Raw genomic sequence first — 20,306 nt, 5'->3', positions numbered from 1 at the left:
ATCGCTGGAACTCACCGGACGTGTCCGGCACGTCACACATTGCGATTGGAATAATTTTAGATGGTACAGAATTTCCGACTTAAACGTGTGTGATTTTGAATATGTACGTCCGGACGTTGATCCGAGCCGAAGCCACGATCGGGATCACGGTCTGCATCTGCGGGACGGTTCGAATCAGGGGCGGGCTCGCGTTGCCTCTGTGGCGGGCAATCCCGAACCGCGTCGCTGAATGCGACCGGCCGGCCTGCGAGAGGGGGGGGATTGCAGGCCGGCCGGCCTATCACGCGCGGTTGCCCGACGCGCGATCGCGGGGAACTTTGGGTCGAGCCCGCTGGTGTCGCCAACGGGTTCGGGCGCTCACGCCAGCGTGGTGATCCGCGGCCCGACGCGGGCGGTGCGCGGCAGGCGGCCGTCGAGCCCGGTCTCCAGCAGGGCGTGGAGCTGGGCCACCGCGGGGCCAGGGTCGTAATCGGGCAGGATCGCGCGGCCGACCACGATCCCCTTCATCAGCGGGGCGAGCAGGGCGTAGAGGCGGTCCGGATCACAATCCGGGCTGGTCGCCAGCGCCGAGAAGGTCGCCACGAACCAGTCCCGGGTCTCCGCCTCGGTCCGCGCGGTCAGCGCGGCGATGGCCGGGTTGCGGGTCGCCTCCGACCAGATCTCCATGCGCAGAACCGCGGCCGCGCGGGTGATCGACACGAAGTACCGGGCGATGATGTCGAGCAAGGCGCCGCGCCGGTCGCCGCTGCGCTCCATCTCTTCGACGAGTTGGGCGCCGCGCTCCCGCTCGCGCTCCACCAGCCCGACGACCAGGGCCTCCTTGGACTCGAAGTAGCGATAGAAATTGCCCGGGCTCATCGCGGCCTCGCGGGCGAGGTCCTGCATGGTGGCGCGGTGGAAGCCGTTGCGCACGAAGCAAGCCTCGGCGGCATCGAGGATGTGCTCGCGCCGCGCGGCCGGCCCGGCGCTCGCCGGCACGCTCACGGGGCGAACTGCGCCACCGCGGCGACGCGGCTCTGGTCCTTGGCGGGGATGGTAGCCGTGCAGGCCTGGGCGGTCTGGCTGAGATCCGCGCAGATCCGCGCCTGCCAGCCCTTCGGGCCCGCCCCGGTCCAGCTGATCAGCGCCATCCAGGCGAGGACCAGCACGGCGGCGAAGGTGAGGTTCGATGGCGTGCAGAAAGCCCGAACCATGGCCAGGACCCGCGCCGGACCCGTTCCGGACGGATCGAAACTGTCCTGATCGAGATCGGACCAGCGGCCTTCGAGCGACAGAGCCATGGCTCACTCCTGCTTGCCCCTCCCTCGTAATGAACGTGCATTCTCATGTCAATGAACGTTCGTTCTCATAGGCGGGAAAGGGCGGCCCTTGGCGCGATATGGTTTCCAGATGATTGTTTCGTCGCCGTCCCGCGACGGCGCGTGCAGCGACGCAGCCCGATGGGGCGCCACACGCAACCGTGGCGCACCCTCCTGGTCACTTCGCTGCGCTGGTGATGACGGTGACGTTGATCGAGGTGGTCGACCGGAAACCCTGTGACGGGCCGCAGCCGGCTTAGGTCGGCGTCAAGGACGCTCTCGAGCTTATGTCGGCAAGCAGCCCGTATCCTGCCGGCGCAGAGCGCAGGCGCACGAGATTGGCCCCGCCCTCGCGCTCGGGGCTATCCGGCTGATTCAAAAAATAGACCGTTCTTCCGGGGCCGAGGGCGATGCCTCGGCCTCCGGAATCTGGCGGTCAGGCGTGGCCGGCCGGCTTGAGGGCGCCGGTCCGGTCGTGGAAATCCGGGCCGTTCACCGTCCGGGCGACGTGGCCGGCCCGGATCAGGTAGTCGCCGAAATGCTCGCCGGGCTTCCGGCCCTTGGCGAAGTCGGCGAACAGCGGATCCAGCGTGTCGCGGATGTCGGACGCCGCGACATCCTCCTTGTAGAGCTTGCCCAGCCGCGAGCCGTCGAAGGCGGCGCCGAGATAGAGATGGTAGCGCTCGGGGCCGCGGCCGACGAGGCCGATCTCTGCGATGAACGGGCGGGCGCAGCCGTTCGGGCAGCCGGTGGAGCGGATCGTGATCTCCTCCTCGGCGAGCCCGTGATGGGCCAGGCTCTCCTCCAGTTCGGTCATCAGGCTCGGCAGGTAGCGCTCGCTCTCGGCGAGCGCGAGGCCGCAGGTCGGCAGCGCCACGCAGGCGATGGAGTTGCGCCGCAACGCCCCCGCGCCCTTGGTGATGCCGTACTGGTCGACCAGAGCCTCGATCGCGGCACGCTTCTCCGCCGGCACGTTGGCGATGATCACGTTCTGGTTGGCGGTGAGGCGGAAATCGCCCTCGTGCACCTCGGCGATCTTGCGCAGGCCGGTGAGGAATTGCGGGCCGTCCTCGTAATCCTTGATCCGGCCGGAGGGGACGTAGAGCGTCAGGTGGTGGCGGCCGTCATCGCCCTCGGTCCAGCCGAAGCGATCGCCGTTGTTGGTGAAGGTGAAGGGCTTGGGCTCGCCGAGCTTCTTGCCGATCCGCGCCTCCACCTCGGCCCGGAACGCCGCCAGGCCGTAGCGCTCGATCGTGTACTTGAGCCGGGCGTTCTTGCGGTTCTTGCGGTTGCCCCAGTCGCGCTGGACGGTCATCACGGCCTCGGCGACCTTGATGGCGTCCTCGGGCTTCACGAAGCCCATCACGTCGGCGGTGCGTGGGAAGGTCTCGGGCTCGCCATGAGTCATGCCCATGCCGCCGCCCACCGTGACGTTCCAGCCGGTGACCTGATTCTTCTTGTCCAGGATGGCGATGAAGCCGAGATCGTGGGCGAAGATGTCGACCTCGTTCGAGGGCGGCACCGCCACGACGACCTTGAACTTCCGCGGCAGGTAGGTCCGGCCGTAGACCGGCTCGACCTCCGCCTCCTCCTCGCCGCCGACCACGCGTTCGCCGTCGAGCCAGATCTCCCGCCAGGCGCTGGTCTTCGGCAGCAGGCTGTCCGAGATATCCTTGGCAAGGGTGTGGGCGGCCTTGTGAGCGCCGACCTGGGCGGGGTTGGTCGCCGCCATGACGTTGCGGTTCACGTCGCCGCAGGCCGCGATCGTGTCGAGCAGGGCCGCGTCGATGGCCGACATCGTGCGCTTGAGGTTCGACTTGATCACGCCGTGGTACTGGAAGGTCTGGCGCGTGGTCGCCCGGAGGGCGCTGCCCGCATAGGTGACCGCGATGTCGTCCAGCGCCAGCCACTGCTTCGGGCTGATCACGCCGCCGGCGATGCGCAGGCGGATCATGAAGCTGTAGGCCTTGTCGAGCTTCTTCTTGGTCCGCTCCGGGCGCAGGTCGCGGTCGTCCTGCATGTACATCCCGTGGAACTTCACGAGCTGCCCGTCATCCTCGGAGATCGCCCCGGTGGCGTGCTTCAGCAGGCCGTCGGCAAGGCCGCCGCGGAGATAGCCGCTGGCGATCTTGATGTGCTCGTTGGCCGCGAGGTTGGCCGCGCGGGCCGCCTCGGCATCGGTGATCGGCCGATCCTTGGGCGGGGTCTCGTAGACGCGCGGCGCCGGGGTCGGAGCCAGGGCCTGGGCGTCGGCGTCGTCGCGGGGGCTGTGGTCGTCCATGAGATCACTTCCAAAGTCTCGACTACGGCCCCGCCCCCGATGCGGGCGGGATCGTCCCAAATTCCGGATTCAAAAGGTCCGAGACCTTTTGCGGGTGCAGGGCGGAGCCCTGCGGTGGGGCCAGGCCCCGCTCCGTCAGGGCTCTGCCCTGACAACCCGCCAAAGGACGACACGCCCTTTGGAAACCCAGACCTACCCGTGCTCCGGCGGCATACGCTCTAGTAGACGTCCTGCTGGTAGCGGTGGCTGCGCTCCAGGGCCGCAACCTGCGCCTCGGCGTCGGCCGGGCTCAGGGATTTGGCGATCTCGTAGGCCCGCACCACCGCGGCGCGCACGTCCTTGGCCATGCTCTTGGCATCGCCGCAGACGTAGAAATAGGCGCCGCCCTCCAGCCAGGAGACCAGCTCCTGCGCGTTGTGGGTGATGCGGTTCTGCACGTAGATCTTCTCCGGCTGGTCCCGGGAGAAGGCCACGTCGATCTTCGTCAGCGACTTGTCCTCCAGGGCCTCCTGCCATTCGAGCTGGTACAGGAAGTCGTGCAGGAAGTGCCGGTCGCCGAAGAACAGCCAGGAGCGGCCGGGGGCCTCGATCGCGCGGCGCTCCTGCACGAAGGCGCGGAACGGCGCGACGCCGGTGCCGGGGCCGACCATGATGATGTCGGTGGCCGGATCCTGCGGCAGGCGGAAATGCCGGTTCGGCTTCAGCCGCACCCGCAGCTTGGCGCCGTCCCGGATCCGGTCGGCGACATGGACCGAGGCGACCCCCGAGCGGGCGCGGCCGTGCGTCTCGTAGCGCACCGCCACGATGGCGAGGTGGACCTCGTCGCCCACCTCCTTGCGCGAGGACGCGATCGAGTAGGCCCGGGGCGGCAGCGGCCGGGTGATGGTGTTGAGGTGCTCGGCGGTCAGCGTCGCCGGGAAGGTCGCGAGCAGGTCGATCAGGTGCCGGCCCTCGATCCAGGCCTTGGCTTCGCCGCTCTCGATCAGCGTCTGCGCGTCCGCGTGGCCGGTCGCCTTGACGAAGCGCTCGATGGTGGCGGCCGAGAGGGTGGTGATGTCGCGCTCGGCGAGCAGCGCCTTGCACAGGCTCTGGTCGCCTGAGAGCCCCGCGGCGTTCAGGATCTCGTCTACGAGCTGCGGATCGTTCTCGGGAAAGATTTCCAGCGAATCGCCCGGCTCGTAGGCGGGCGCCCCGTCCTCGAAGGCCAGCGCCAGGTGGATCGTCTCCTTGTCCGAGCGCGAGGAGTTGAGGTTCACGTGCTCGATGACCTCGACCACGAGCGGCTCGCGGCTCGGCTCGGCCTCGTCGTCCTCGCCCGGGGCGGCGCGGGCGAAATCCACCGCCACGACGTTGTCCGGCGTCTCGGCCGGGGCGAGGGCCTTGAGGGTGTTCTTGATCCAGTCGGCGGCCGGCTTCTCGAAATCGAGATCGAGGTCGGCGCGCTCGGCCGCGCGCTTGCCACCCAGCGCCTCGAAGCGCGCGTCGAGCGCCTTCCCGATGGCGCAGAACTCCACGTAGGACGTGTCGCCCAGCGCCAGGACGGCGAAGTCCACGCCGTCGATGCGCGGGGCGCCCTCCCCCATCAGCTCGCCATAGGCCCGCACGGCCCGGGCCGGCGGCTCGCCCTCGCCCCAGGTCGCCGCGATGGCGATGAGCTTGCCGGCCTTGGGCAGGGTCGCGACGTCGAGATCGGAGAAATCCACGACCTTCGGCTTGAAGCCCTGCTTGCGCGCCAGCTTGGCGACGTTGCCGGCCAGCGCCTCGGAATTCCCCGATTCGCTGGCATAGACGATGGTCAGCGGCTCGGCGGCCTTGGGCGGAGCGGACGGAGCCGCAGCCGGCTGGCCGCCGGCGGCATCGAGGCCCGCCAGAAAGCCGGCCAGCCACGCGCGCTGCACGGGGGTCGCGCTGCCGAGCACCGCATCGAGGCTGGCGCGCTCGCCGTCGCCGAACGGGGCGGTGCGCGGAAGGAGATTCTGGCGTGCCATCAGGGGACCATGTCGGGGCCTACGGGGCCGGTGTCAATCGGAAACGTTCTTTTTGCAGAACGCGTCTGAACTAGGATATTGCATTCGTTGCGCCGCAATAAAAGAGAAGATCATTCCCCTACGACGGCGAGGATCGGCGCTGTTCCAGGGAGATGACGCCCGGTTTTCGGCGGCGCGGGCAGCGGCAGGGCGGTGGTGGATTTCACCTTCTCCATGGCAAATCGCGAGGTGACGTTCTTCAACGGCAGCACCGCGATAAGCTGCTTATAGAAACTGTCATAGGCCTGCATGTCGGCGACGACGACGCGCAGCATGTAATCCACATCCCCCGCCATCCGATAGAATTCCAGCACCTCGGGCATGGCCGAAATCGTCGCGGCGAAGCGCTGCAGCCACTCCTGGGAGTGGTCGGCGGTCTCGATGGAGACGAACACGGTGAGCCCGAGGCCGAGCTTGACCGGATCGAGCACCGCCACCCGCCGGTCGATCACCCCGTCGGCCTCCAGCTTCTGGATGCGCTTCCAGCACGGGGTCTGAGACAGGCCGACGCGCTCGCCGATCGCCGCGATGGAGAGGGTCGCGTCCGCCTGCAGCAAGGCGAGAATCTTCAGATCGATGGCGTCCAAAGTCGTCTCCGTGGGATCCTTCCACGCTGGGCCGCGCGCGGGGAGTTTAGGCGTTTCTAAGGGCCGCCGAGAAGAATCTTTTGTCGTGCGGGGTCTCGGGTGCGGAGGAACAGGGTGCGCCACCGCACGCCAGGCCGCCCGGATATGCTCGACAAGCAACCCGCGCCGCCTTGACTTCGTTCGTTATAGCGAACATTTCCACCCTTCGACAACTGGGTGCGGCGCGATCCGCGCCCTTTCCCACGATCCAACCTCAGGACATGTCGCGATGACCCGTCCGGACCGAACGCTGGCCGAATCCCTCGCCGGGCGGCTGCCGGGGCTCGACCTGCCAGGCCGCCTCCATCTGATCGCCGCCGAGATCCCGGGCCGCCTCGTGTTCACCACGAGCCTCGGCGTCGAGGACCAGGCGCTGACCCACGGGCTGGCGATGGCCGGGCTGGCGAAGGGCCGCGTTGAGATCGTCACCCTCGATACCGGCCGGCTGTTCCCGGAGGCCTACGACACCTGGGCCGAGACCGAATCGGCCTACGGCATCCGGATCGGGGCCTACGCGCCCGAGCGGGTGGCCGTGGAGGCGTTCGTGCGCGAGGAGGGCATCAACGGCTTCCGGCGCTCGGTGGCGGCCCGGCAGGCCTGCTGCGGATTCCGGAAGGTCGAGCCGCTCGGCCGCGCCCTCGACGGCGCCAGCGGCTGGCTCACCGGCCTGCGCGCCGGGCAGTCGGCCAACCGCGCCGAGACGCCGCTCGCCGTGTTCGACGCCGAGCGCGACCTGATCAAGCTCAACCCCCTGGCCGACTGGACCCGGGCGCAGGTCGACAGCTTCGTGCGCGAGAATTTCATCCCCTACAACGTGCTGCACGATCGCGGCTTCCCGTCGATCGGCTGCGCGCCCTGCACCCGCGCCGTGAAGCTCGGCGAGCCGGAGCGCGCCGGACGGTGGTGGTGGGAGCAGGAAGAGAAGAAGGAGTGCGGCCTGCATGTCGGGCAGCCCTCCGCGTCGGTTCAGCCGGGCCAGGAGCCCGCAATCTTCGAAAGCAACCCAGACGTGAAGACCCGCCAGCCGGAGTTCGCCCGATGAGCGCAGCCCTCGCCGCCGCCGTGACGCCGGACGCCCCCGCCTCCGCCGACCGACTCAGCCACCTGAAGCGGCTTGAGGCCGAGAGCATCCACATCTTCCGGGAGACGGTCGCCGAGGCCGAGAATCCGGTGATGCTCTACTCGATCGGCAAGGATTCCTCGGTGCTGCTGCACCTGGCCCTGAAGGCGTTCGCGCCCGGCACCCTGCCGTTCCCGCTGCTCCACGTCGACACCACGTGGAAGTTCCGCGAGATGATCGCCTTCCGCGACGCCCGGGTGAAGGAACTCGGCCTCGACCTCCTGGTCCACACCAACCCGGACGGGCTCGCCCGCGGCGTCGGGCCGGTGAGCCACGGCTCCGAGGTCCATACCGACGTGATGAAGACCCAGGCGCTCCGCCAAGCGCTCGACAAGTACAAGTTCGATGCGGCCTTCGGCGGCGCCCGCCGGGACGAGGAAGCGAGCCGGGCCAAGGAGCGGATCATCTCCTTGCGCACCGCGCAGCATCGCTGGGATCCCAAGCGCCAGCGCGCGGAGCCCTGGCACCTCTACAACCTCAAGAAGAAGCGCGGCGAGTCCCTGCGGGTGTTCCCGCTGTCCAACTGGACCGAGCTCGATATCTGGCTCTACATCGAGCAGGAAAAGATCCCGATCGTGCCGCTCTACTTCGCCGCCGAGCGCCCGGTGGTCGAGCGCGACGGCCAGCTGATCCTGGTCGACGACGACCGCCTGCCCCTGGAGCCGGGGGAGGTCCCGCAGCAGCGCCTCGTCCGCTTCCGGACGCTTGGCTGCTACCCGCTCACCGGGGCGGTGGAGAGCGATGCGGCGACCCTCCCGGAGATCGTCGGCGAGACGCTGGCGGCCCGCACCTCGGAGCGCCAGGGCCGGGTGATCGACAAGGACGGCGCGGGCTCCATGGAGCGCAAGAAGCAGGAAGGCTACTTCTGATGACGGTGCACCAGGATCCCACCGCGTTCAGCGACCGCGCCGCCACCTATCAGGCGTTCCTGGCCGCCCACCAGACCAAGGCCGTGCTGCGCTTCATCGCCTGCGGCTCCGTGGATGACGGCAAGTCGACCCTGATCGGCCGGCTGCTGCACGACACCAAGCAGATCTTCGACGACCAGATCTCGGCGCTCCAGCGCGATTCCCGCCGCCACGGCACCCAGGGTCAGGAGATCGACCTCGCGCTGCTGGTCGACGGCCTCCAGGCCGAGCGCGAGCAGGGCATCACCATCGACGTCGCCTACCGGTTCTTCTCGACCGACAAGCGCTCGTTCATCGTCGCCGACACCCCCGGCCACGAGCAGTACACCCGCAACATGGCCACCGGCGCCTCGACGGCCGACGTGGCGGTGATCCTGGTGGATGCCCGCCAGGGCCTGATCCGCCAGACCCGGCGCCACGCCCTGCTGGTCTCGATGCTCGGCATCCGCCGGGTGGTCCTGGCGGTGAACAAGATGGACCTGGTCGGCTGGTCGCAGGACAAGTTCGACGCGATCCGCGCCGGCTTCGCCGACTTCGCCCGGGAGCTGAACTTCGCCGAGGTCAAGGCGATCCCGCTCTCGGCCAAGAACGGCGACAACGTCGTGGAGCCGGGCATAGCCGCCCCCTGGTACACGGGCGGCACCCTGCTCGATTACCTGGAGACCGTGCCGGTGCACGCGGAGGCGCTCAACGCCCCGTTCCGCATGGCGATCCAGTGGGTCAACCGGCCGAATTCCGAGTTCCGCGGCTATAGCGGGCGGATCGCCAGCGGCCGGGTCCGCCCCGGCGACGCGATCACCATCCAGCCCTCCGGCCGGACCTCGACGGTGGCGCGGATCTACACCGCGGACGGCGACCTGCCCGAAGCCGGCGAGGACGAATCGGTGACCCTGGTGCTCGCCGACCAGATCGACGCCTCCCGCGGGCAGGTGATCGCGGCCTCCGGCGCGCCGCTGCGGATTACGGAGCAGTTCGAGGCTCGCCTGTTCTGGGCGGCCGAGACCGAGCTGGCGCCGGGGGCGAGCCTGCTCGCCAAGATCGGCACCGCCACGGTCAACGCCACGGTTGAGCGGATCGTCTCGCGGATCGATCCCGAGACCGGCAATCCGGGCCCGGCCGAGCGCCTCGCCGCCAACGACATCGCGGACGTGTCCCTGCGCCTCGACCGCCCGGTGGCGGTGGACGCCTATGCGGACAACCGCGAGACCGGCAGCCTGATCCTGATCGACCGCGAGACCACCGACACGGCGGCGCTCGGGCTGGTCCTGGCTCCGAAGGGCGAAGCCGCCCCGGCGGCCTCTGCCGCACCGTCTGACGAGAAGGCCCCCGGCCTGCTCGGTCGCCTCGGCCGCCTACTGGGCCGCTAAGGCTGGTTCAAAGTCCCGGATCCACAGGGTCCGGGACCTTGTGCGGGTCCAGGGCGGAGCCCTGGGGGCGGGCGAAGCCCGGCTGCATCGGGGCTCCGCCCCGATACCCCGCCAAAGGGCTGAGCCCTTTGGGATCCCTGACCGTCAGGCTGCGTCCGAGACGGCGCCGAGGCCCCAGGCCTGGGCCAGTTGCGTGTAGGAGTCATGCCGCGCCGCCTGGTCGGGGATCGCCGTGACGATCATCAACTCGTCGGCCTGTGTCCGCGCCACCAGGTCCGTGAGCCGCGCCCGCAGGGTCTCCGGCCCGCCGACATGCAGCTTGTCACGGCCACGCTCGATCTGGGCGCGCTCGGAATCGGAATACGGGTAAGCCAGCGCTTCTTCCAAGCTCGGCAGCGGGCGGTATTCGCCGCGCTCCCGCCGCAGGGTCGAGAGGCGCGCGCTCGCGGCCAGCCGCTCGGCCTCCGCGTCGGTGGCGGCGCAGATCGCTGCCACGGCCAGGATCGCGTGGGGCCGCTCGCCCAGGCGGGTCGGCCGGAACAGGCGGCGATAGGCCAGCATCGGCGCCTCGGCCGGCATCCCGGAGAAGTGCTGCGCGAAGCCGAAGCCGCATCCGATCTCGCCCGCGAGCTGGGCGCTATAATCGGACGAGCCGAGCAGGAAGATCGGCGGCAGGGGCACCCCGGCGGGACTCGCCTGGATCTTTCCGAACGGATGCCCTTCCGGGAAGCCGCCGTCCCAGAACAGCAATTCCTGCAGCCGGTCCAAGAAATCGTCGTTGCCACCCTCGCCCGGCGCCTCCCGGCGGCGCAGGGCCCGGGCAGTGAGCCCGTCGGTGCCGGGCGCGCGGCCGAGGCCGAGATCGATTCGGCCCGGAAACAGCGCCTCTAGCACCCGAAAGCGCTCGGCCACCATCAGCGGTGCGTGGTTCGGCAGCATGATCCCACCCGAGCCGACCCGGATCGTCCGGGTCGCGGCGGCGAGCTGGCCGATCATGATCTCGGGGGCCGGGCTCGCCACGTTGGGCAGGGCGTGATGCTCGGCCAGCCAGTAGCGGCGGTAGCCGAGACCATCGACGTGGCGCGCCAGCGCCAGCGTGTCGTGCAGCGCCTGCGCCGGGGTCGAATCGGCGCTGACGAAGGAGAGGTCGAGGACGGAGAGCGGTATCATCTCGGAGAGATGGGGAGGCGCGCGGACCGGTGCTATGGCTTTGCACGAGGCTGAAGCCTGTGCTGCACGCGGCGCGGGTCGATCTCAGTTCGTCCCACCCTCTTCATCTGATCTCTCGAACAGAGCCTCAAAGTTTCGGCCGCCGTAGAAGACGTTGACGATTTCCACCCGATCGCCGTCGATCCGATAGGCGATTACCGCCGAACGTTCGAACGATACCGTCCGCAACCCGGGCTCCAAATCATCGCGCGGGCGGCCGCCGTGGGGCGCGTCGCCGATGCGCTCACAGCGGCTGACGAGCCGGTCTAGGAATCGGTCGGCAACGTCCGGATCGCGGCTCGCCACGTAGACCCAACGGTAGATCTGCAGCAGATCGAACTCGGCTTCCGCGCGGAAGACGACCTCAAGGCGTCGCATTCCGATGAGCCTTCACGGTCTCGGCATGAAGGGCCTTGAGATGCGCTCGGACCTCCTCGACACTCAGCGGCGGGCTGGGGTCGTCCAGAGAACGGCGGATGCGGGCGCGGATCGCGTCGAGACGCTCAGCATCCTCCCGGCGCCGGCTCTGCCAAGCCTGCACCGCATCCTCCAAAACCTCGCCGAGCGAGGCGTATTCGCCGGCCTCCACGCGCTCGCGCAGGGTGCGGACCGTCTCGGGAGGCAGCGTGACGCTGATCGTCTCGGCGGGTGGCATGACTCAGCCTCTTCGGATCGGCACGATCTTAGCATGGAATCGGGCTGACCGCGCAGCCTTGTCCGCACCGCACCGTCGGCCTAGGGTCCCGGCCGCATCGCGGGCGCCCGAGACCGCCGCGCCCCTCACGGAGATCGAAACGCCATGGCTCTCCTCGCCGACGTCCTCTCGCGGGTGAAGCCGTCCGCGACCATCGTGATGACCCAGAAGGCCCGGGACCTGAAGGCCTCCGGCGTCGACGTCATCAGCCTGTCGGTGGGCGAGCCGGATTTCGACACGCCGGACCACATCAAGCAGGCGGCGATCGAGGCGATCCACCGCAACGAGACGCGCTACCCGCCGGTCTCGGGCATCGCGCCCCTGCGCGAGGCGATCGTGCGCAAGTTCAAGCGCGAGAACAGCCTCGACTACAAGGTCTCGCAGACCATCGTCGGCACCGGCGGCAAGCAGGTGCTCTACAACGCGTTCCTCGCCACCCTGAACCCCGGCGACGAGGTGGTGATCCCCCGCCCCTACTGGGTGTCCTACCCCGAGATGGTCGGGCTGTGCGGCGGCACGCCGGTCTTCGCCGACACCGACATGGCGCACGGCTTCAAGCTCCAGCCCGAGGAACTCGACCGGGTACTGACGCCGAAGACCAAGTGGATCGTGCTCAACTCGCCCTCGAACCCGTCCGGGGCCGCCTACACGCGCGACGAGATGAAGGCGCTCACCGACGTGCTGCTGCGCTATCCCGACGTGCACATCCTCACCGACGACATCTACGAGCACCTGACCTACGGCGACTTCGCCTTCGTCACCCCGGCCCAGGTCGAGCCTCAGCTGGTCGAGCGGACGCTGACCATGAACGGCGTCTCCAAGGGCTACGCCATGACCGGCTGGCGGATCGGCTACGCGGCCGGGCCGGAGAAGCTGATCAAGGCGATGGACTTCGTCCAGGGCCAGCAGACCTCCGGGGCGAGCACCATCGCGCAATGGGCGGCTGTCGCCGCCCTCGACGGCCCGCAGGACCACCTCGCCAAGTTCCGGGCGGCGTTCCAGGGCCGGCGCGACCTGGTCGTGTCGATGCTCAACCAGACCAACGGCCTGACCTGCCCGACGCCCGAGGGCGCCTTCTACGTCTACCCGTCCTGCGCGGCGCTGATCGGCAAGACAACCGAGGCCGGCAAGACCATCGAGACCGACGAGGATTTCGTCACCGAGCTGCTCCAGGCCGAGGGCGTGGCGGCCGTGCACGGCTCGGCCTTCGGGCTCGGACCGAACCTGCGCATCTCCTACGCGACCTCGAACGCCGTGCTGGAGGAAGCCTGCCGGCGCATCCAGCGGTTCTGCGGCTCGCTGCGGTAGGTCCCGCGCCTTCGGGGCTCATGGGAGCGGGTCAGTCCATGGGTTGAAGATTGGGACGCGGGTCTGCACGAAGTCCGAGGTGTTCCTCGTGGCCAGCGTCAGTCCCGCTTCCAGGGCCGTCGCGGCGATCAGCAGATCCGGCTGCGAGAACGTGTGTCCGCGTTGCCGGCCCTCTTCGACCAGAAACCGCCAGCGCACGATCACGTCCTCGTCTAGGGGCAGGATGCGTCGCTCGAACATCGGCCTCAGCTGGTTCGAGAGCCAATCGGCCAGTTCCATCCGCCGGGCTCCGTCGGGGAGCCGCTCGATCCCGAAGCGGAGTTCTGCGAGCGTTACGCAGCTCACGAAGAGGGCGTTCAGTGGTTGAGCGGCGACGAAGGCCAAGACCCCTTGCTCGGGGCGCGGACGTCGTAGCTCAGACAGGACATTGGTATCGAGCAGCCAGCGGGTCACAAGCCGACGTCGCGGACCGGCATCACCACGGATTCGGGTTCGAGATCGATATCCCGATGCGGTGAGGCCTGCAGCACATCGATCAGCGACTGGCCCGTCGCCGTCCCGGTAAGCCGGCGGAACTCCTCGGCGGAGATCACGACGACGGCTTCCTGCCCATGGACCGTTACATGCTGCGGGCCATCACTCCGGACCCGACGAACCAACTCGCCGAACCGGCTTCTGGCGTCCTGAAGGCGCCAATGCCCGGACTGCTCGGGTGGACTCACTGCGCGTTGGGCCATGCCCAGGAGATTATCGGCGCGCCGTTGGATCGTAAAGGCGATCTCCGATCGCGGAGCACGCTATGACTGCGTGAGCGCGCTGGCTACCATGGCCCCAGCAGCGCATTCTCGGAGCCTCCCATGCCCACCATCGCGGTGATCGCCCCCGGCGCCATGGGCAGCGCCATCGGGGCGCGGCTGGTCGAGCACGGCGCCACGGTGCTGACCTCCCTCGAAGGGCGCGGCGCGGCGAGCCGGGCGCGTGCCGCGGCGGCCGGCCTAGTCGATGCCGGCCTGGCCGACCTCGTGGCCGCCGACATCCTGCTGTCGATCGTGCCGCCCGCCGACGCGGAGGCCCTGGCTCGCCGCCTCGCCCCCGCGCTGGCCGCGGCGCCGCGCAAGCCGGTCTATGTGGACGCCAACGCCGTCAGCCCGGACACCCTCGCGCGGATCGCCGCGATCGTCGCTGAAACTGCGACGCCGTTCCTCGACGGGGCGATCCTGGGCCTGCCGCCGAAGCCCGGCAGCCAGGGGCCCCGCGTCTACGTCTCGGGGGCCGATACCGCCCCGGCCCTGGTCCTGCGCGAGCTGGGCCTCGACCTGCGGGTCTGTCCTGGCGCCGTCGGTGCGGCCTCCAGCCTCAAGATGAGCTATGCCGGCCTCAACAAGGGGCTGACCGCGCTCGCCGCGATCATGATCCTGGCCGCCGAGCGCGCCGGGGCCGGTACGGCGCTGCTCGACGAACTCGCCGAGAACGAGCCGGCGCTGCTCGCCCGGTTCGCCAAGGCCCTGCCCGACATGGCGCCGAAGGCCTATCGCTGGGCGCCCGAGATGGGCGAGATCGCCGATTTCCTCGGGCCGGACGCGGCCGGGCGGCAGGTTTTTTCCGGTTACGCCGATCTCTACGAGCGCCTCGCCGACGAGGCGGGAACCCCTGAGATCGCTGCGCTGATACGCTTCGCCGCGGCCGCCGCGGAGCGCTGATCGCCGCGGGGGCGCCGATTCGGCCGCCGCTCTGTTGCCGGCTCGGCTGCCACCCTCTACACGGACGGTCCCCGCGGCTGATGCGCCTGAAGGTTTCGCGAGCCCGCTCGGGCCTGCATGGTAGCGGGGCCGGCAGTGACGGGGTGGTCCGGACCAGTTCTCTGGGCCAATCCTGTGAGGCTCAGTGGGCCGAGTCGCTGCAGGCGTGTCGGGAGCGCGGGGAACAGGAACCGCGGGCTCGGCGCAAGGCCCACATAGAATTCCTCATCCGAGAGCCGAGGCCGGTTCGGCGCTTTTGCCCCGATCCGGGACAGCCCGATCCGGTCGGCTTGGAGCTTCGTTCACGCTCCGGCGCGATGATACGACGAGGCCGGGGATCCGGTCCGGCGTAACCGCGTTCTCTCGGGCCTGACGACCATGCGAGCCCTGCTCACCGGCGGCATCAAGGCGATCCTCGGGATTGCCGCCCTCTCCACCGCCGCCCATTGGACCTTGCGCGTGCAGCGCGAATCCGCCCCCGCGAGTCCGATCGCGGCCTTCGCCAGCCTTCCCGATCCGGCCGCGACCGGCTCCATCGAGCCGCGCCGGCCCGTGAGCGCGGCTGCCATCGCGCCGGCCCCTGCTATGCCGGCCCCGACCGCGGGCCTCGATCAGGGCCACCTCGCCGCCCTGATCGCCGGCGCGACGCCGGCCAAGGCGAAGGTCGCCAAGGCGGCGACCAAGACCGCTTCCGCCGAGAAGGTCGCGGCCAAGCGCTGAGCCGGATGCTGCGCCGGCGAACCGTGCCGGCTGCATACTTCCCCTGCGCCGCGACGGGTGCCGCCGCGGCGGCGGGCGTGGCAGGAATCCAGGCCTCCACCGAGATTTGGCAGGCATGAGCACGCAGGTCGCGACATCCGTCGCCAACGACAGGGTCCCCGCTCACGCGGCCCTGTCACCCGACCTCGCGCGCCGCCGGCGGATCGTCGGCATCGCCCTGATGTGCGGCGCCGTCGCGTTCTTCGCGAGCCTCGACGCCAGCGCCAAGACGCTGGCCCGGGCCGGGGTCGACCCGCTGGTCACCACCTTCATGCGCTACGCTGCCAGCGTCGCGATGATCTCGCTGTTCATCAACCCGGTGCGCACGCCCGGCGTGGTGAAGAGCCGGCGGCTGACGCTCCAGATCGTGCGCTCGCTGCTGCTGTTCGCCTCCACGGCCCTGAATTTTTTGGCGTTGCGCTACCTGCAACTCGCCGAGACGATCTCGATCCAGTTCGCCGCGCCGCTCACCGTCGCGCTGCTGGCCGGGCCGCTGCTCGGGGAATGGTCGTCCCGGGGCCGGATGGTGGCGATCGGCGTCGGCTTCATCGGCGTGCTGGTGATCGTGCGTCCCGGGTTCGGCGGGATGCACCCGGCCGCCCTGCTCTGCGTGGCCAACGTCGTGGTCTACGCCTTCTACGCGATCATCACGCGCAAGCTCGCGGCCTACGACTCAACCGCCACGACCATGTTCTATACCGGGCTCGCGGGCCTCGCGCTGATGGCCCCGCTCCTGCCGTGGATCTGGACCAGCCCGGCCAACCTCACCCATTGGGCCCTGCTGATCGGGGTCGCCTTGTTCGGGACGATCGGGCACTGGCTGCTGGTGCTGGCCCATGCCCGGGCGCCGGCCAACATCCTGGCGCCGTTCATCTACACCCAGCTGCTGTGGTCGGTGACCCTGGGCTTCCTGCTGTTCGGCGACGTGCCGAGCCGCTGGACGGTCGCCGGGGCCATGATCGTGGTCGGCTCCGGCCTCTATCTCCTGGCGCAGGAGACGATCCGCCGGGACAGGCCGGCCGCCTGAGGCGACCGGCCGGGTTCAGTGCGCGGCCGTGGGAATGATCCCGCACTGATGGTCAGCGGGAGCGCGCGGGTTCCGTTCGGAACGCCGCACGCGTGTGGTCCGGCTCAGCGGCCCATGCGCTCCTGCCGGTCCAGACGCTCCTCGCGCCGCTCTTCGCGCCGGTCCTCACGGGCGCGGCGGGCCGGATCGGTATCGGTGCCGAGGACGCCGCCCACCGTGCCGGTGGCCGCACCCACGGCGCCGCCGACGACACCGCCGATCGGGCCGCCGGCGGCCGAACCATCCTCGACGCCGCGCTGGGCGCCCCGGGCCGTGCCCTGGGCCTGGGCGGCGCTCGCGAAGGCGAGGGGTGCGAGGGCGAGGGTCGCGATCATCAGCTTCTTCATGGTCTGCTCCTGATGGGTGATTCGATGTGTTCCGCACCGCTTCGGGTTGCGGGGGTCGTACCCACCAACGGTTCAGGTGCCGAAAGGTCTCATACGAACGCCGGTCGATCCCGTTGGCAGGGGGGCGTTCCGCCTTGCCGGCCGTCTCGGCGCAGCGCCCGATCGCGGGATCGCCGCAGCCGCTGGCATCGGGCCGAGGCCGCTGATAGAGAACCGGCGATGCACGCTTCGCGTATCCTTCGCGGCCCGGGCCGCAGCGTTCGAATTACCGGCCCGGCCTCCGCTTGAGGGCCCGCTTCGGCGTGGCCGCGCGGAGGTCCGGGATCGTCTGCCGCCCGATTAGCCCGCCCATGCCGGCCCATTGCCGCCGGCCCGACCGCCGATGCGAGATCCGATGACCACCCCCGAGACCGCTTCTGCCCGCGACTATTCCAAGACCCTGTTCCTGCCGCGCACCGAATTCCCGATGCGCGCCGGCCTGCCGACCCGGGAGCCGCTGCTGCTCGAGCGCTGGGCCGCGATCGACCTCTACGGGAAGATCCGCGCCGCGGCGGCAGGCCGGCCGCGCTTCGTGCTGCATGACGGCCCGCCCTACGCCAACGGCAACATCCATATCGGCACGGCGCTCAACAAGATCCTGAAGGACGTGGTGGTGCGCTCGCAGGGCGCGCTCGGCCTCGACGCCAACTACGTCCCCGGTTGGGACTGCCACGGCCTGCCGATCGAGTGGAAGATCGAGGAACAGTACCGCGCCAAGGGCCGCAACAAGGACGACGTGCCGGTGATCGAGTTCCGGCAGGAATGCCGGACGTTCGCGGCCCACTGGCTCGACGTGCAGCGGGAGGAGTTCAAGCGCCTCGGCGTCACCGGCGACTGGGACCACCCCTACGCGACCATGGCCTTCCCGGCCGAGGCGGTGATCGCCGACGAGCTGATGAAGTTCTCGATGAGCGGCCAGCTCTATCGCGGCTCCAAGCCGGTGATGTGGTCGGTGGTCGAGAAGACCGCGCTGGCCGAAGCCGAGGTCGAGTACGAGGAGCATGTCAGCGACACCGTGTTCGTCGCCTTCCCGATCCGGCAAGGAGCCGATGAAGGGGCCGACGCGGCGCTGGCGGACGCTCGGGTGGTGATCTGGACCACCACCCCCTGGACCATGCCGGGCAACCGCGCCGTCGCGTATTCCAAAAAGATCGCCTACGGGCTCTACCGGGTGACGCAGGCTCCGGCCGAGAACTGGGCGACCCCCGGGCAGACCTACCTGCTGGCCGACAGCCTAGCCGCCACCGTGTTCAAGGCCGCCCGGGTCGAGGCATTCGAGCGCGTGGCCGACGTGCGCCCGGAGACGCTGGCCGGCCTCACCCTGGCGCACCCGCTCAACGGCCGCGGCTACGACTTCGCCGTGCCGATGCTCGACGGCGACCATGTCACCGACGAATCCGGTACCGGCTTTGTCCACACGGCGCCGAGCCACGGCCGCGAGGATTTCGATCTCTGGATGTCCAGCGGCCGGCTGCTGCAGGAGCGCGGCATCGACCCCGCGATCCCCTACACCGTGGATGCGGACGGCGCCCTGACCAAGGCCGCGCCGGGCTTCGAGGGCACCCGGGTGCTCACCGACAAGGGCGAGAAGGGCGACGCCAACAAGGCGGTCATCGCCGCCCTCACCGAGGCCAGGGCGCTGGTCGCACGCGGGGTGCTGCGCCACCAGTACCCGCATTCCTGGCGCTCCAAGAAGCCGGTGATCTTTCGCAACACCCCGCAATGGTTCATCGCCATGGACCGGCCGGTGGACAGCCTGGGCAACCGGTCCCTGCGGGAGGTCGCGCTCCAGAGCATCGACGAGACCCAGTGGGTGCCGCCCCAGGGCAAGAATCGCATCAACGGCATGGTCGGCAACCGGCCGGACTGGGTGGTCTCGCGCCAGCGCGCCTGGGGCGTGCCGATCACCGTGTTCGTCCACCGGGAAAGCGGTGAGATCCTCAAGGACGTTTCCGTCAACGCCCGGATCCGCGACGCCTTCAAGGAAGAGGGCGCCGATGCCTGGTTCCGGGACGATGCCGCCCAGCGCTTCCTGGCCCCGGACCACGACCCCGCCGCCTACGAGAAAGTCACGGACGTCCTCGACGTCTGGTTCGACTCCGGCTCCACCCACGCCTTCGTGCTGGACGATCCGCAGGCGTTCCCGGCGCTCGCCGGCGCGCGGCGCGTCCGCGACGGCGGCCAGGACCGGGTGATGTACCTCGAGGGCTCGGACCAGCACCGGGGCTGGTTCCAGTCCTCGCTGCTCGAATCCTCCGGCACCCGCGGCCGGGCGCCCTACGACATCGTCCTGACCCACGGCTTCGTGCTCGACGGCAAGGGCCTGAAGATGTCGAAGTCGAAGGGCAACGTCGTCGCGCCGCAGAGCATCATCAAGGATTCGGGCGCCGACATCCTGCGCCTGTGGGTCGCCGCCTCGGACTATACCGACGACCTGCGGATCGGCCCGGAGATCATCAAGACCTTTGCCGAGACCTACCGGAAGCTCCGGAACTCCCTGCGCTGGATGCTGGGATCCCTGGCGCATCGCGTTCCCGGCGACGACGTCGAGGTCCAAAAAATGCCGGAGCTGGAGCGGCTGATCCTGCACCGGCTGGCCGAGCTCGACGGCGAGATCCGCGAGGCCTACGCGACCTACGACACCAAGCGGGTCGTGGCCCTGCTCAACGGCTTCATGACCGGCGACCTGTCGTCGTTCTACTTCGACGTGCGCAAGGACGCGCTCTACTGCGATCCGATCTCGTCGGTGACCCGCCGGGCGGCCCTGCAGGTGATCGACGAGACCTTCCGCCGGGTGGTGGTCTGGCTGGCGCCGGTGCTCGCCTTCACGGCGGAGGAAGCCTGGCTCGACCGCTACCCGTCCGCCGACGGCTCGGTGCATCTCCAGACCCTGCCGGAGACCCCGGCCGAATGGCACAACGCCCCCCTCGCGGAGCGCTGGCAAAAAATCCGGAAGGTGCGCCGGGCCGTGACCGGCGCGCTGGAGATCGAGCGCGCGGCCAAGCGGATCGGCGCGAGCCTGGAGGCGGCCCCGACCGTCTACGTCGCGGATCCGGAGCTGCTCGCGGCCCTGGAGGGCTGCGACTTCGCCGATACCTGCATCACCTCCGCGATCACGGTGGTGGCGGGCGAGGGGCCCGCGGACGCGTTCCGGATCGACGAGGTGCGCGGCGTCGCCGTGGTGCCGACTCCGGCTGAGGGCCGCAAATGCGCCCGCTCCTGGCGGGTGAGCCCCGCGGTGGGCAGCGACCCGGAGTTTCCGGACGTGACCCCCCGCGACGCCCAGGCCCTGCGCGAGTGGGACGCGGCGCACCCGGAGGCCAGCGCGGCGTGAGTCTTTTGGGGGCCTACACCGCCGCCGTCTTCCCCTCTCCCCGCTTGCGGGGAGAGGCCCGCACGGACCTTGTCGTCCGTGCGGGAAGCGGAGGCGCAGCCGGAGCGGCGGTGAGGGGGCTTGAACGGATGAGGCTCATTCGGAATCGCCCCCTCACCTTCGGCTGCCGCCTCGCTCCGGCGAC

The 20,306-nt window shown here is 69.6% G+C and carries 19 protein-coding genes; 8 read left to right on the top strand and 11 right to left on the bottom strand.

The features are described 5' to 3' along the window. Positions 1–357: 357 nt before the first annotated feature. The 5 genes from MKK67_RS28865 to MKK67_RS28845 form a co-directional block, all read right to left on the bottom strand. Positions 358–984 carry a TetR/AcrR family transcriptional regulator gene (locus MKK67_RS28865; protein ID WP_243972040.1) on the bottom strand — a complete coding sequence of 209 codons (627 nt, stop codon included), beginning with the start codon at positions 982–984 and terminating at the stop codon, positions 358–360. Next, positions 981–1,280: a hypothetical protein gene (locus tag MKK67_RS28860; protein WP_243972038.1), complete on the bottom strand. Its 300-nt coding sequence runs from the start codon at positions 1,278–1,280 to the stop codon at positions 981–983. The genes MKK67_RS28865 and MKK67_RS28860 overlap by 4 nt, the downstream gene beginning before the upstream one ends. Before the next feature lie 454 nt (positions 1,281–1,734). Beyond that, on the bottom strand, positions 1,735–3,579 hold the full coding sequence (locus MKK67_RS28855) for an NADPH-dependent assimilatory sulfite reductase hemoprotein subunit (protein ID WP_243972036.1): 1,845 nt from the start codon (positions 3,577–3,579) through the stop codon (positions 1,735–1,737). A gap of 218 nt (positions 3,580–3,797) precedes the next feature. Then, entirely contained in the window at positions 3,798–5,567 is a 1,770-nt protein-coding gene (locus tag MKK67_RS28850; RefSeq protein WP_243972034.1) for a sulfite reductase flavoprotein subunit alpha, read from the bottom strand. A 110-nt stretch (positions 5,568–5,677) separates the two neighbouring features. After that, on the bottom strand, positions 5,678–6,193 hold the full coding sequence (locus MKK67_RS28845) for an Lrp/AsnC family transcriptional regulator (RefSeq protein ID WP_243972032.1): 516 nt from the start codon (positions 6,191–6,193) through the stop codon (positions 5,678–5,680). 268 nt (positions 6,194–6,461) lie between these two features. On the opposite strand from MKK67_RS28845, the gene MKK67_RS28840 reads away from it, so the two are divergent. Genes MKK67_RS28840 through cysN form a run of 3 tightly spaced genes read left to right on the top strand, consistent with a single transcriptional unit; the run spans position 6,462 to position 9,627 of the window. Continuing rightward, the gene (locus tag MKK67_RS28840; RefSeq protein WP_243972031.1) at positions 6,462–7,274 is read left to right on the top strand and encodes a phosphoadenylyl-sulfate reductase; all 813 of its coding nucleotides are present in this window, start codon (positions 6,462–6,464) and stop codon (positions 7,272–7,274) included. Then, complete coding sequence (cysD, locus tag MKK67_RS28835; RefSeq protein WP_243972029.1) at positions 7,271–8,221, top strand: sulfate adenylyltransferase subunit CysD; 951 nt, start codon at positions 7,271–7,273, stop codon at positions 8,219–8,221. The genes MKK67_RS28840 and cysD overlap by 4 nt, the downstream gene beginning before the upstream one ends. Further along, positions 8,221–9,627: a sulfate adenylyltransferase subunit CysN gene (gene cysN, locus MKK67_RS28830; protein WP_243972026.1), complete on the top strand. Its 1,407-nt coding sequence runs from the start codon at positions 8,221–8,223 to the stop codon at positions 9,625–9,627. The genes cysD and cysN overlap by 1 nt, the downstream gene beginning before the upstream one ends. A 144-nt stretch (positions 9,628–9,771) precedes the next feature. On the opposite strand, the gene MKK67_RS28825 is transcribed toward cysN, so the two are convergent. The 3 genes from MKK67_RS28825 to MKK67_RS28815 form a co-directional block, all read right to left on the bottom strand. Further along, positions 9,772–10,797 (bottom strand): LLM class flavin-dependent oxidoreductase, encoded by a 1,026-nt coding sequence (locus MKK67_RS28825; protein ID WP_243972024.1) that lies wholly within the window; start codon positions 10,795–10,797, stop codon positions 9,772–9,774. An 84-nt stretch (positions 10,798–10,881) separates the two neighbouring features. Next, on the bottom strand, positions 10,882–11,214 hold the full coding sequence (locus tag MKK67_RS28820; RefSeq protein WP_243972022.1) for a type II toxin-antitoxin system RelE/ParE family toxin: 333 nt from the start codon (positions 11,212–11,214) through the stop codon (positions 10,882–10,884). After that, positions 11,201–11,491 carry a type II toxin-antitoxin system ParD family antitoxin gene (locus tag MKK67_RS28815; RefSeq protein ID WP_243972020.1) on the bottom strand — a complete coding sequence of 97 codons (291 nt, stop codon included), beginning with the start codon at positions 11,489–11,491 and terminating at the stop codon, positions 11,201–11,203. Before MKK67_RS28815 ends, MKK67_RS28820 begins: the two co-directional genes overlap by 14 nt. 144 nt (positions 11,492–11,635) lie before the next feature. Between MKK67_RS28815 and MKK67_RS28810 the strand changes: the two genes are divergently transcribed. Next, positions 11,636–12,838 carry a pyridoxal phosphate-dependent aminotransferase gene (locus MKK67_RS28810; protein WP_243972019.1) on the top strand — a complete coding sequence of 401 codons (1,203 nt, stop codon included), beginning with the start codon at positions 11,636–11,638 and terminating at the stop codon, positions 12,836–12,838. A gap of 18 nt (positions 12,839–12,856) precedes the next feature. Here MKK67_RS28810 and MKK67_RS28805 read toward each other — a convergent pair whose 3' ends face one another. Continuing rightward, positions 12,857–13,291, bottom strand: coding sequence for a type II toxin-antitoxin system VapC family toxin (locus tag MKK67_RS28805; protein ID WP_243972017.1), 435 nt, complete (start codon positions 13,289–13,291; stop codon positions 12,857–12,859). Beyond that, positions 13,288–13,575, bottom strand: coding sequence for a type II toxin-antitoxin system Phd/YefM family antitoxin (locus MKK67_RS28800; protein WP_243972015.1), 288 nt, complete (start codon positions 13,573–13,575; stop codon positions 13,288–13,290). The genes MKK67_RS28805 and MKK67_RS28800 overlap by 4 nt, the downstream gene beginning before the upstream one ends. 120 nt (positions 13,576–13,695) lie before the next feature. Between MKK67_RS28800 and MKK67_RS28795 the strand changes: the two genes are divergently transcribed. The 3 genes from MKK67_RS28795 to MKK67_RS28785 all read left to right on the top strand — a co-directional run bounded on the left by MKK67_RS28795 (position 13,696) and on the right by MKK67_RS28785 (position 16,363). Then, the gene (locus tag MKK67_RS28795) at positions 13,696–14,538 is read left to right on the top strand and encodes an NAD(P)-dependent oxidoreductase (protein ID WP_243972013.1); all 843 of its coding nucleotides are present in this window, start codon (positions 13,696–13,698) and stop codon (positions 14,536–14,538) included. Between the two features lie 417 nt (positions 14,539–14,955). After that, positions 14,956–15,297: a hypothetical protein gene (locus MKK67_RS28790; RefSeq protein WP_243972011.1), complete on the top strand. Its 342-nt coding sequence runs from the start codon at positions 14,956–14,958 to the stop codon at positions 15,295–15,297. Between the two features lie 115 nt (positions 15,298–15,412). Further along, a complete protein-coding gene (locus MKK67_RS28785; RefSeq protein ID WP_243972009.1) occupies positions 15,413–16,363 on the top strand; it encodes a DMT family transporter in 951 nt (316 codons plus the stop codon). A gap of 104 nt (positions 16,364–16,467) precedes the next feature. Here the strand turns inward: MKK67_RS28785 and MKK67_RS28780 are convergent, their stop codons facing one another. Next, complete coding sequence (locus MKK67_RS28780) at positions 16,468–16,749, bottom strand: hypothetical protein (RefSeq protein WP_243972007.1); 282 nt, start codon at positions 16,747–16,749, stop codon at positions 16,468–16,470. Positions 16,750–17,143: 394 nt separating this feature from the next. Here MKK67_RS28780 and ileS point away from each other — a divergent pair, with 394 nt between their 5' ends. Beyond that, on the top strand, positions 17,144–20,122 hold the full coding sequence (ileS, locus tag MKK67_RS28775) for an isoleucine--tRNA ligase (protein ID WP_243972005.1): 2,979 nt from the start codon (positions 17,144–17,146) through the stop codon (positions 20,120–20,122). The last annotated feature ends 184 nt before the right edge of the window (positions 20,123–20,306 follow it).

It is taken from the genome of Methylobacterium sp. J-072, from assembly GCF_022829425.1.
Lineage (GTDB): Bacteria > Pseudomonadota > Alphaproteobacteria > Rhizobiales > Beijerinckiaceae > Methylobacterium.
Note: the sequence above shows the minus strand (reverse complement) of the source record. Positions and strands in the feature narration are given on the sequence as shown.